Raw genomic sequence first — 13,903 nt, forward strand, 5'->3', positions numbered from 1 at the left:
CCCAAAGGATGCCGCCTGTAGAGCGAAAGGCGTAGGATATACCCTGGTCGTTTTCGACTACAATTCAAGGCCGCGTACCAAAACGATCTTGATAGATTTGATCCTGCTGATTTTCGCGAGAGGTGCCTGCCATGAATCGCAACGCTCGTCGGTGGACTTCGCGCTCACTCCTGGTGGATTCGCTATTTCCTCGGTGGTTTGCAGCCGGCGAGACGGTGAGACCGCGCAAGCCTGCCGAAAGGCACGCAGACAGTGCTCAACTTGCGGCATCCGCGCATACCGCGGGTGGACCCAAGCTTGATGGCAAGCTTGTGGACGATTCCAACAATAACCCGGCGTTCGCCGAGCGCGAGGCGGAACATCGGACGGGGGTGATCGCCGACCCTGACGTTCAGGATAGTATCACCCACCCACTGCCGCCCTTGTCCGACCCTTTCGCAGCAGATCGCGAGACCGGAGACCGGAAAGGTAACAGCGTTGCATCTCGGTTTTTTACTTATGGGCCGGGCTTTTCGGGATTCAACGTGCACGCGAACGGAGTTGCATTCGGACCTCGATCGCCGCTTTATCGCAGCTCCGCTGATATGAGCCTCATTGGCGACGATCCACTGGCGCCGTATCTGCCGCAGAGCCCGGCACCGACAGGTTCGGGGCAGAATTCTGCGGTGGCCGGCGAACGTGCGCACTCGGGCAAAGTCGTCATTCTCGAATCGAGCCCGTCAGCGCAGGCGACCGCCCAGCATGCTGGGGCGAATTCACTGGCCTTTGGCATGCCCTTTGGTGTGTGCGGGTGCGGCTACTATACATCCCCGACGCGAATTCTCGACTGGGCTCATGGTGTCGGCATGCTCCAACAGGACGGTCAATTGCCGGGGACCAAGCTGACCGAGGGCCCGGACTTTGTATCTACGGCCAAGCGGGCGATCGCTGCCTCGATCAGCGACCCGCTTCTCGATCGTAACCTGTCTCCGCTCTCGGGCTGGCGCGGAACCGCAAGTTGGACGGAAACAGCGGCCTTGAACGGATCCTTGCCGGGCGGCGGAGAGACCGGAAAGGGCACCACTACGAAGGGCACCGGCATCCTTTCTGGCTCGGTGACGACGGCAACGACGACTACGCAGCGGTCGATGACGACACAAAGTCTGGCCGCGGCGGCGGCCGCCAGCAACGCGATCGTCCTGGAAAACCAGAAGCAAGGCAATCCGGAGAGCGAGTGGGGCATCGACGGTGCCGGCAGCTCCAACATCGAAGGGTTTGCGACCGATATCAGCGTCGACAACGGCAAGACGATCAGCTTCAAGATTAACACGAATTCCACCAACTACCGGATCGATATCTATCGGCTCGGCTATTACGGCGGCATGGGCGCCCGCAAGGTCGCGACCATGCAGCACACCGGCTTGCAGACCCAGCCGAATCCATTGCGCAATTCCACGACGGGCACGGTCGACGCCGGCAACTGGGCTGTCTCGGCCTCGTGGGCCGTCCCCGATGATGCCGTCTCGGGCGTCTATGTCGCCAAGCTCGTGCGACAAGACGGCACCTTCGGCGAAAATCATATCCCGTTCATTGTGCGCGATGACGGCAGCCAAAGCGACATCGTCTTCCAGACGGCAGACGAGACCTGGCAGGCTTACAACGGCTGGGGCGGCGCAAACCTCTATGGCGGCAACGGCCCGGCGACGGGGCAGGGTGCTGGTCGCGCTTATGCGGTGAGCTACAACAGACCGATTGCGACCCGCGGCGGGGTCGGCACTTTTGCCGGTCCGCAGGACTATCTGTTCGGCGCCGAATATGCGGGCATCTACTGGCTGGAACAGAACGGCTACGATGTTTCGTACATGTCCGGTGTCGACGTCGACCGTTATGGCAGCCTGTTGCTCAATCACAAGACATATATCGATGCCGGGCACGACGAATATTGGTCGGGTCAACAGCGAACCAATGTCGAAGCCGCGCGCGATGCCGGCGTCAACCTGATGTTCTGGAGCGGCAACGAGGTCTATTGGCGCACCCGTTGGGGTAATGCCTACAGCGCCGATGGCACGCCTTATCGCACCCTCATCACCTACAAGGAGACGTGGGCCAACTCCGGCATCGATCCTTCCAACGAATGGACGGGCACCTTCCGCGATCCACGCTTCAGCCCACCCGCCATCGGCGGCGGAAACCCGGAAAACTCACTGACCGGGCAGTTATTCAAGGTCGACGATGTCGGCAACAATCTCGCCGCGATCACGGTCGGGTATGACGACGCCAACCTGCGCTTCTGGCGCAATACCAGCGTCGCGAATCTTCAGCCCGGCCAGACGGCAACGCTCACCAAGAACTATCTTGGCTACGAGTGGGATGAAGCGTCTGACAACGGCTTCGATCCGGCGGGTCTCGTCAAGCTGTCATCGACAACGCTTCCAGTCAGCACTTACTTGCTCGACTACGGAAACACGACCGGGAATGCCACCGCGACCCACAATCTGACGCTTTACCGCGCACCGAGCGGGGCGCTGGTGTTCGGCGCTGGCACTGTCTACTGGACATGGGGCCTGAGCGACAATCACGACAATCAGGCGACCCCGACCGATCCCCGCGTGCAGCAGGCGATGGTCAATCTGCTCGCCGACATGGGCATTCAGCCGGGAACACTGCAATCCGGGCTCGTCGCAGCAACCGCTTCGTCGGACCATACCGCACCGACCTCGCTCATCACGGTGCCCGCCACGGCGACCGTTGGATCCACCGTGACGATTACCGGCACCGCTAGCGATGCGGGGGGCGGGGTCATCGCCGCCGTCGAGGTTTCGACCGACAACGGGGCCAGCTGGCATCCGGCCACGGGCGACGAGAACTGGACTTATACCTGGTCGCCGCAGACCTCGGGCACCTACACCATCCGATCTCGCGCAGTCGACGATAACGTTAACCTGGAAACCCCCTCCGCGGGGCGAACGGTCACTGTTAGCGGGCCGAATTACACCTCACTCTTCGGTGCGGCGACGCCAGCGGTCGTCAACACCAACGATACCTCAGCCGTTGAGCTCGGCGTCAAATTCCAGACCTCCGTCGCAGGCACCGTCACCGGCATCCGTTTCTACAAGGGCAACCTGGATACGGGCACGCATACCGGCTCATTGTGGTCAAGCACCGGCACGCGGCTTGCGACCCTCACCTTCACCAACGAGACGGCCAGCGGCTGGCAGACCGCCTATTTCACCAGTCCGGTGACGCTGACGGCCGGGCAAACCTACACCGCGTCTTACCACACGAACAGCGGTCATTATTCGACGACCACCAACTACTTCACCTCAAATGTGACCAGCGGCCCGCTGACGGCGCCCGCCAGCGGCAACGGCGTCTACCGCTATGGCAGCAACAGCCTGTTCCCCTCGAGCACCTTCCAGTCGACAAACTATTGGGTCGATGTGATGTTCACGACGTCGGGCACGCCCGGCAACACGACGCCGACGGCGGTTGCCGATGCGGGGGATGCGACCGAGAAGGGCGGGGTAGCCAATGGGTCGGGCGGCGCGGTTGCAAGCGGCAACGTGCTGACCAACGACACCGATCCGGATGCCGGTGACACCAAGACGGTGTCGGCAGTCAACTTCGGCGCGACGTCGGGCACGCTCGGCTCGGCGCTGAACGGCACCTACGGCAGTCTCGTGCTCAATGCATCGGGCGCCTATACCTATACGATCAACGAGAGCAATACCGCCGTCCAGGGGCTGCGGCAGTCGACCAATACGCTGAGCGATGTCTTCAGCTACACGATGCGCGACAGTGCCGGCGCCACCGCCACGGCAAACCTGACCGTCACCATCCATGGCGCCAACGATGCACCGGTGCTGGCCGTCCAGACGACGACCCAGAATGCCACCGTCGGCTCCGCCTTCTCCTTCACCCTGCCGACGACGACCTTCAGCGATGTCGACAGCGGCGAGACGCTGACCTATTCGGCAACGGCCGCCGATGGTACGGCGCTGCCTTCATGGCTGAGCTTCAACGCCTCGACGCGGACCTTCTCCGGCACGCCGACGACCTCAGGCACTTATGGCGTCAAGGTGACGGCGACCGACCTTGGCGGCCTTGCCGCCAACGAGACCTTCAATATCGCCGTGTCGACGACTTCGTCGACCACCTACAGCCTGTTCTCCGCCTCCAGCACGCCGGCCCAGACCAACCTCAACGATGGTCAGCAGCTTGAGCTTGGCGTCAAGTTCACGTCGAACGTCGCCGGTGACGTTACCGGCATCAGGTTCTATCGCAGCGCCAACGACAACGGCCAGAACGTCGTCGACCTGTGGAGCGCCACGGGCACCAAACTTGCCACCGCCACCTTCACCAATACCACGGCGAGCGGCTGGCAGACGGCGAACTTCACAACGCCCTTCACCATTGCCGCCAACACGACCTATGTCGCCTCCTATCACACGACAGGGGCCTATGTGGCGACGGCCAATTTCTTCACGACCGCCGTCACCAGCGGCCCGCTGACGGCGCCCGCCAGCGGCAACGGCGTCTACCGCTATGGCGGATCCGCCACCGCTGGCATTTTCCCAAATGCCACTTTCGGTGCTACCAATTATTGGGCCGATGTGGTCTTCCGTCCGGGATCGGGCACGCCCGGCAACACGACGCCGACGGCGGTTGCCGATGCGGGGGATGCGACCGAGAAGGGCGGGGTAGCCAATGGGTCGGGCGGCGCGGTTGCAAGCGGCAACGTGCTGACCAACGACACCGATCCGGATGCCGGTGACACCAAGACGGTGTCGGCAGTCAACTTCGGCGCGACGTCGGGCACGCTCGGCTCGGCGCTGAACGGCACCTACGGCAGTCTCGTGCTCAATGCATCGGGCGCCTATACCTATACGATCAACGAGAGCAATACCGCCGTCCAGGGGCTGCGGCAGTCGACCAATACGCTGAGCGATGTCTTCAGCTACACGATGCGCGACAGTGCCGGCGCCACCGCCACGGCAAACCTGACCGTCACCATCCATGGCGCCAACGATGCACCGGTGCTGGCCGTCCAGACGACGACCCAGAATGCCACCGTCGGCTCCGCCTTCTCCTTCACCCTGCCGACGACGACCTTCAGCGATGTCGACAGCGGCGAGACGCTGACCTATTCGGCAACGGCCGCCGATGGTACGGCGCTGCCTTCATGGCTGAGCTTCAACGCCTCGACGCGGACCTTCTCCGGCACGCCGACGACCTCAGGCACTTATGGCGTCAAGGTGACGGCGACCGACCTTGGCGGCCTTGCCGCCAACGAGACCTTCAATATCGCCGTGTCGACGACTTCGTCGACCACCTACAGCCTGTTCTCCGCCTCCAGCACGCCGGCCCAGACCAACCTCAACGATGGTCAGCAGCTTGAGCTTGGCGTCAAGTTCACGTCGAACGTCGCCGGTGACGTTACCGGCATCAAGTTCTATCGGAGCGCCAACGACAACGGCCAGAACCTCGTCGATCTGTGGACCACAACGGGCACCAAGCTCGCCACCGCCACCTTCACCAATACTACCGCGAGCGGCTGGCAGACAGTGAACTTCGCGACCCCGGTCACGATCGCCGCCAACACCACCTATGTCGCCTCCTATCACACGACAGGCGCTTACGTGGCGACCAACAATTTCTTCACGGCCCCAGTCACCAATGGTCCGTTGACGGCGCCCGCCAGCGGCAACGGCGTCTATGCCTATGGCGGTTCCGCCACAGCGGGTCTTTTCCCGACCAACAGCTTCAATTCAAGCAATTACTACGCCGACGTTGTCTTCCGGCCGCAGCTCGCGGCGTGACGCAAGGGATTAAGGTTAGGGATCGGTTGCGAATGAGGCTAATAGGACGCAAACGCAGGTCGCAACGAGGGGCGTTGCCTCCGCTCCCCTTCAAGGGACACCGATGAACAAGGTCGAGCGACTCCCGGTGACCGTGCTGGCCGGCTTCCTCGGCGCCGGCAAGACGACGCTCCTCAGTCACGTGCTGAACAACCGTCAAGGCCTGCGGGTCGCCGTAATCGTCAATGATATGAGCGAAGTGAATATAGACGCCAGCCTCATTCGCGACAGTGGCTGCAACCTCTCGTATACGACGGAGACATTGATCGAGCTCAGCAATGGCTGCATCTGCTGTACCCTTCGCAACGACCTTTTGACGGAAGTGCGACGACTGGCCGAAGAGGGGCGATACGATTATCTGCTGATCGAAGGAACGGGCATTGCCGAGCCACGTCCCATCGCGGCGACCTTTTCCTTCCGCGACGAGTACGGCGTTTCGCTCTCCGATTTTGCCAGACTCGACACGATGGTCACCGTCGTTGACGCTGCAAGCCTTTTGGCCAATTACAGCTGCGGCGATCTGCTTGCCGATCGCGGCCAGCAGCGGGACGGTGAGGACCGGCGCACACTGATCGACCTCCTGGTGGACCAGATCGAGTTTGCCGATGTCGTCGTGATCAACAAGATCTCGGAGGCGACCGAGGATATCCGAGCGGATGTCCGCAAGACAGTGGCTGCGCTCAATCCGGACGCGCTCCAGGTGGAGACGGATTTCGGCAGGATTTCTCTCGAAACTGTTCTGAATACAGGCCTCTTCGACGAAGAAAAGGCCGCGGCCCATCCGCTGTGGCACAAGGAATTGTACAGCCCGGATGAGCATGTTCCGGAGACGGAGGAATACGGGGTCTCGAGTTTTGTCTATCGAACCCGGCGTCCCTTCGATCCGACGCGGTTTCGGGCATTCCTCGACGAGCCCTGGCCGGGAGTGCTGCGCGCCAAGGGCCATTTCTGGCTTGCCACGCGCCCGCGTCATGTGGGCCTGATGTCGGCTGCCGGGATCCAGCGGCGCTGCGAACCCATGGGGCTCTGGTGGGCAGCCGTGCCCCGGCAGGACTGGCCCAACCACCAGCAGTTTCATCGACAGCTGCAGAGCCGATGGGACAGCGCTTGGGGCGACCGCCGGCAGGAGCTGGTTTTTATCGGCGTGGGCATGGACGAGACAGCTGTACGGACCGCGCTGGACGGATGCCTTGCCAGCGCCGATCCGCGCGACTGGGCCGCCCTCGAAGATCCGTTTCCGGCCTGGTAGCACGGGGCGGCGAACGACAGCGCTCGAGTTAACCGGCCCGACCAACCAGCGCGGCCAGCTGCGTAGGCGGCTTTGGGGCCTTATCGGCCGGGTGCGGGTGAGGGTCATCATATCGACGTATGGGGGTACCACCCATATACCCAAGATTGCTGTCGTCCGTTCCCTTACGAAAGCTGGCAGGATGAAGTCTTGTAGTGTCGATCGACGGGATGGGGACGCCGCTGATGCGGAGAATTCATGTTAGTAATCGTGAGTACCTGAGTATATTTGGTGGAGCGTTGAGTATCTGGCGTGCGCCCCCTGCCTGGGGGGCAACCCTTGGATCCGCGATGGTCGTGTCTTCGACGAGCACTGACGGATCCTCGGGTTTTGCCAGTCAGGATAGCGCAACCGTCCAGTCCTCCTTCACCGGCACGGTCACATCTTCCCTGATATCATCAGGTGGCATGCAATCGTCCCCTCAATCGTCGACATCGATGCCGGCGCCTGCGGCCGATGGCGGCACGCAGGCCACATCGACGAAGACGGCGTCGGCTTCCGCGGTCTTCGACACGTCCCCCTCGACATCCGAGCGCACCGTGCTCGGCCCGGATCCGTACGAGGAGGCTGCGACGCTGCCTGCTGCTCCCGCGCTGACGGGTATTACCAGCGATACCGGCAGCGCCGAAACGGCAGCACCTGTTCCTTCTTCCAGCAGTGTCGCCACGGCTTCGCTGCGCCTTCAAACCTCGGCTGCATCCCTCTCGGTCGCGCCGAACCAGGACTCGTCTGCCGAGACTACAGCGGCCCCGGCAGCATTGTCGGGACCGGCGGCGGTGCCTTCGGCAGTGGCGACGCCCAACAAGATCGCGCTGGAAAACCTGAAGCAGGGCAACCCGATCAGCGAATGGGGGCTGGAGGGCGACGGCAACGGCACCATCCAGGGTTTTGCCACCGAAATCAGCACGAATATCGGTCAGACAGTCGATTTCAAGATTGCCACAGACTCCACCCACTACCGCATCGATATCTACCGTATGGGTTATTATGGCGGGCTTGGCGCGCGCAAGGTCGACTCGATCGAGCAGCAGCTGACCACGGCGCAGATCCAGCCGCATCCGATTGTCGACATGTCGCTAGGTCTTATCGACTGCGGCAACTGGTCGGTTTCAGCGAGCTGGCAGATTCCAACGGACGCGGTCTCCGGCGTTTATTTCGCTAAACTCGTGCGCGAGGATGGCACCGAGGATGCCAGTATCATCCCCTTCGTCGTGCGCGACGACGCCTCGACCAGCAACATCGTCTTCCAGACGTCGGACACGACCTGGCAGGCCTATAATGCCTGGGGTGGCGCCAGCCTCTACTACGGCGAAGTGCCCGTCGATCCGGCCAACATGATCGGCTACCTGCCGCCGAACTGCAGCTGCGGCCTGCAGGCCATCGGCCGCGCCTCGGCGGTCAGCTACAACAGGCCGATCATCACCACTACGAGCCCGATCGGCGGCTCGCATGATTACATCTTCGGCGCCGAATCCTCCGCCATCTCCTGGCTGGAGCAGAACGGCTACGACGTGTCCTATATTTCAGGCGTCGATGCCGCGCGCAGCGGCAGCTTGCTGCTCAACCACGATGCCTATCTCTCCGTCGGACATGACGAATACTGGTCGGCCGAACAGCGCGCCAATGTCGAGGCCGCCCGCGATGCCGGCGTCAACCTCGCCTTCTGGAGCGGCAACGAATGCTACTGGAAGGTGCGCTGGGAAAGCAGCATCGACGGCAGCGGCCAGGCCTATCGCACCATGGTCTGCTACAAGGAGACATGGGGCACGAGCACGGATCCGAGCAATGTCGGCACCGGCACCTGGCGCGACCCGCGTTATGCCGATCCGGGGCAGGAGCCGGAGAATTCGCTGACGGGAACGATGTTCCAGGTGGACAGCTACCGCCAGGATACGATCTCCATCCCCTACGACTATTCGAATCTGCGCTTCTGGCGCAACACCGACGTTTCGGAGTTGCAGGAGGGCGATACCTACAATCTCGTGCAGAACCTGCTCGGCTATGAATGGGATTCCGATGTCGAGAACGGATTTCGTCCCGATGGACTGATCAACCTGTCACTGTCGACGGTCTCCGTGAGCACCTACCTGCGCGACTACGGCACCACGGTCGGCGATGCGGTGGCGACCCATAGTCTGACCATGTACCGGGCGGCAAGTGGCGCGCTGGTCTTCGGCGCCGGCACCGTCTTCTGGTCGTGGGGCCTGAGCGACAACCACCAGGGTCCGACGACATCGACCGATCGCAACGTGCAGCAGGCAATGGTCAACATGTTCGCCGACATGGGGATCCAGCCGACGACGCTGGATGCGAGCCTGATCCTGGCGACACAATCGACCGACACGCTGAAGCCAACCTCGACGATCAGCTCGCCGATCGTCGGCGCAAGCTTCCTCGAAGGCCAGCATGTGACGATCACGGGCACGGCGCAGGATTTCGGCGGCGGCATCATCGCCGGCGTCGAAATCTCCACCGACGGCGGGCAGCACTGGTTCAAGGCCACCGGCCGCGAGAGCTGGAGCTATAACTGGGTCGTGCAGGCGAGCGGCACCTATACGATCATGTCGCGCGCCGTCGACGACAGCGTCAACATGGAGGCGCCAGCGGCCGGCAAGCAGGTCACCGTCAACTTGCCGGGCACGCAGGGCCTGTGGACGCTGGCCGACAAGCCCGCCGTCGAAATGGCGATCGATCGCGATTCCGTCGAACTCGGCCTGCGCTTCCAGGCGACGACGGCAGGCTATGTCGAGGGTATCCGCTTCTATAAGGGCTTCTACAATATCGGCGACCATGCCGTCAGCCTCTGGAGAGCCGACGGAACGCTGCTGGCAACGGGTGTCTCGGTCGGCGAGTCGCTCTCCGGCTGGCAGACGGTGATGTTCTCCTCGCCGATCCAGATTGCCGCCGGCACGACCTACGTAGCCTCCTATCACACGAATGGATACTACTCCGCCACCCAGAATTATTTCGGCAGCACCTATGCCAGCGGCGCGTTGAAGGCCGTCGATGGCGGCGGCGTCTATGCCTATGGCGACAATGCCGGCACATTCCCCGGCCAGAGCCCTGGCACCGGCACCAACTACTGGGTGGACGTGGTCTTCGATGCCGGGCCTAACGGTGCGCCGGTTGCGACCGACGATACGGGGCTGACGCTCACCCGCAACGACAGCGTCGTCCTCTCGATCACCTCGCTCATCGGAAACGATACGGATCCCAATGGCGATGCGATGACGATTTCGGCCGTCGGCAATGCTGTCAACGGCACGGTCACGCTCAACAAGCAGAACGGCACCATCACCTTCACGCCAACCAATAATTATTCGGGGCCGGCAAGCTTCACCTATACGCTGTCGGACGGGCGCGGCGGCACGGATCAGGGCAGTGTCAGCCTTATCGTCGACCCCGGCCCTTCAGGGGAGACGCTGTTCAAGCCAAGCGAAGGACCGATGGGCGCAAGCTATAACGAGGGCCAGTCGCTGGAACTCGGCATGCGGTTCTCCGCTTCCTCGAGCGGCATGGTGACCGGCGTCCGCTTCTACAAGGCGGCCGGCGATACCGGTCCGCATACCGGCTCGCTGTGGACGGCTGACGGCACGCTGGTCGCGACCGTCGCGTTCGCCGACAGCGGATCGCTGAGCGGCTGGCAGACCGCGACATTCTCGAACCCGGTGCATATCCTGGCCGGCACGACCTATGTCGCCTCCTACCACACGACCGGCTCCTACGTGGCAACGGCAAACTATTTCACGACCGCCCATAGCAATGGTTCGCTGACGGCGCTTGCCGGCAGTAACGGCGTCTTTGCCGACGGCTCCGGTTTCCCGACCTCCAGCTACCAGTCGTCGAACTACTGGGTGGATGTCATTTATAACCAAACGAGCAACGTGCTGCCGGTCGCGGCCAATGACAATGGCTACACGACTTATTCCAGCACGGCGTTGTCGATTGCCGCAGCCAGCCTGCTTGCAAACGATACCGATGGTGATGGCGACCTGCTCAGCATTACCGGCGTCAATGGTGCGGTCCACGGAACGGTGAGCTTCAACAGCCAGACCAAGACGGTCATATTCACGCCAACGGCGGGTTATACCGGTGCGGCGAGCTTCTCCTATACGGTTTCAGACGGGTTTGGCGGCACGGCATCGGCCACGGTCAGCCTCACCGTCGACACGCCGCCGGCCGGGGGCGCGACGTCGAGCCTGTTCACCGGCGCCGACACGTCGGCGATTGCCGCCGCCAACGACGCCAACTCGGTCGAACTCGGCGTCAAGTTCATCGCCTCTGCGAACGGCCAGATCACCGGGCTCACCTACTACAGAAGCGCCCAGGATACCGGCACGCATGTCGGCTCGCTGTGGACTGCGAACGGCCAGCTACTGGCCCAGGCGACCTTCATCAACGAGACGGCGAGCGGCTGGCAGACGGTTTCCTTCACCCAGCCGATCAATGTTTCGGCCGGCACCACCTATGTGGCGAGCTACCATTCGAACGGTTTCTATTCCGCAACGGCGAACTACTTCACGACAGATTATTCGAACGGCGCGCTGACGGCGCCGTCGAGTGCGACGAGCGGCGGCAACGGCCTTTATGCCTATGGCACGAGCAGCCTGTTTCCGACCGCTTCCTATAATGCGAGCAATTACTGGATCGACGTGCTCTATCGGCAGGGCAGCGGGCAGAATGCGGTTCCGGTCGCCGGCAATGACAGCGGCTTCTCGACCAGTACCGGCACGCCGATCACCATTCAGGCCTCGGCACTCCTGGCAAACGATAGCGATGGCGATGGCGATCCGCTTGTCGTTACCGGCGTCAGCGGCGCGGTTAATGGCACTGTCTCCTACGATGCCCAGGCCCAAACGGTGACATTTACGCCAACGGCAGGCTACTCAGGGCCGGCAAGCTTCAGCTACGCGATTTCGGACGGCAAGGGCGGCACGGCCTCGGCGCCGGTTGCGCTCACCGTCAACGGCAGCCAGTCGGCTGGGCCGGAGCAGAACCTCTTTGCCGCCGATGCGACGCCTGCGATCGTCAACGCTAACGACAACCAGCAGATCAATCTCGGTATGAAATTCCAGGCCGACACCGCGGGCTGGATCACCGGCATCCGTCTCTACAAGGGGGCCGATAATACCGGCCCGCATGATGGCTATCTGTGGACGGCCTCCGGCACGCTGCTCGGCAGCGTCACCTTCAACAACGAGACGGCGAGCGGCTGGCAGACTGCGCAGCTCACCCAGCAGATCGCCATCCAGGCGGATACGACCTACGTCGTTTCCTACTCGAGCAACGGCAATTACTCGGCGACCGGCAATTATTTTGCCAGCGATGTGACGAATGGGGACCTGAAGGCGCCCGGCGGCAATAACGGCGTCTATGCCTATGGATCGGGCGGGCTGTTCCCGACCGCCAGCTACAACAGCACGAACTACTACGTGGACGTGGCATTCAAACCGCAGCTCGCGGCGTAACGCCCACGCGGATGCAAGACCAAGCATGCCGTAAAGTATGAGAGTATCGATGATGCGTACAGATATCAGATTGCCGGTTACGGTTCTCGCCGGTTTTCTCGGCGCCGGGAAGACGACTGTCCTCAATCATGTCCTGAGCAATCGGGAGGGTCGTCGGGTTGCTGTCATCGTCAACGATATGAGCGAAGTCAACATCGATGCGGATCTCGTGCGCGAGGGCGGCGCGGATCTGTCGCGCACGGACGAGACGCTGGTAGAGCTCACCAACGGGTGCATCTGCTGCACTCTGCGCGACGATCTCCTGAGCGAGGTGCGGCGATTGGCAGCTGCCGGCCGTTTCGATTATCTGCTGATCGAGGGCACCGGCATTGCCGAGCCGCTGCCGGTCGCAGCCACGTTCTCCTTCCGCGACGAAAGCGGGGCAGCCCTTTGCGACGTCGCCCGACTGGACACGATGGTCTGCGTCGTCGATGCGGTCAATCTGCTTGCCGATTACCAGAGTGCCGAGTTCCTTGCCGACCGCGGCGAACGGCGTGACGGGGACGATGAGCGCAAGCTCGTGGAACTGCTCGTCGAGCAGATCGAATTTTCCGACGTCGTCATCATCAATAAGGCAGGCGACGTGCCGTGCGCCGACCTTGCCGAGGTGCGCCGGGTCGTCGCGGCCCTTAATCCGGATGCTGAGGTGATCGAAGCAGTCTTCGGCCAGGTGCCGCTCGGCACGATCCTGAATACCGGTCTCTTCAGCGAGGCGAAGGCCGCCCGCCATCCGCTCTGGCACAAGGAACTCTTCGGTTGGGGCGACCATGTGCCGGAGACCGAGGAATATGGCATCAGAAGCTTCGTCTATCGCAGCCGCCGGCCGTTTGATCCTTCAAAGCTGCAGGGTTTCCTCGGCAGGAAATGGTCGGGGCTCATCCGTGCGAAGGGGCATTTTTGGCTGGCGACGAGGCCGGATGAGATCGGCCTTCTCTCGATTGCCGGCACGCAGTGCCGCATCGATACCAGAGGTTTCTGGTGGGCCTCGGTGCCGAAGGTGCAGTGGCCACGCTTTCCGCAGTTCCGCCAGCTCATCGACCGGCATTGGGACGAGGTCTGGGGCGACCGCCGCCAGGAACTCGTCTTCATCGGCGCCGGCTTCGACGAAGGAGCAATCAGGACGGCACTCGACGACTGCCTGACCGGTGAGGAGACAGGCTTCGACCCTCAGACGGCTGTCGGCCTCCGGGACCCGTTTCCTGCCTGGCCGCACGGGCATGTGCATGCACATTCAAACAGTTAGAGCGCGCCTTCAGGTGAAGACGTTTTGA

General features: G+C 62.4%; 4 protein-coding genes. All 4 read left to right on the top strand.

The window, feature by feature from the left end; all coding sequences use genetic code 11:
• Positions 1-131 precede the first annotated feature (131 nt).
• Positions 132-5,798, top strand: a complete 5,667-nt coding sequence (locus tag PYR71_RS08315; protein ID WP_275618958.1) for a DUF4082 domain-containing protein — start codon at positions 132-134, stop codon at positions 5,796-5,798.
• Between the two features lie 103 nt (positions 5,799-5,901).
• Positions 5,902-7,086, top strand: a complete 1,185-nt coding sequence (locus tag PYR71_RS08320) for a GTP-binding protein (protein WP_275618959.1) — start codon at positions 5,902-5,904, stop codon at positions 7,084-7,086.
• A 209-nt stretch (positions 7,087-7,295) separates the two neighbouring features.
• On the top strand, positions 7,296-12,593 hold the full coding sequence (locus PYR71_RS08325) for a DUF4082 domain-containing protein (protein ID WP_275619068.1): 5,298 nt from the start codon (positions 7,296-7,298) through the stop codon (positions 12,591-12,593).
• Positions 12,594-12,642: 49 nt separating this feature from the next.
• Positions 12,643-13,875: a GTP-binding protein gene (locus tag PYR71_RS08330; RefSeq protein WP_275618960.1), complete on the top strand. Its 1,233-nt coding sequence runs from the start codon at positions 12,643-12,645 to the stop codon at positions 13,873-13,875.
• Positions 13,876-13,903: the final 28 nt, after the last annotated feature.

The sequence above is a fragment of the Rhizobium mulingense genome, assembly GCF_029194105.1.
Lineage (GTDB): Bacteria > Pseudomonadota > Alphaproteobacteria > Rhizobiales > Rhizobiaceae > Rhizobium > Rhizobium mulingense.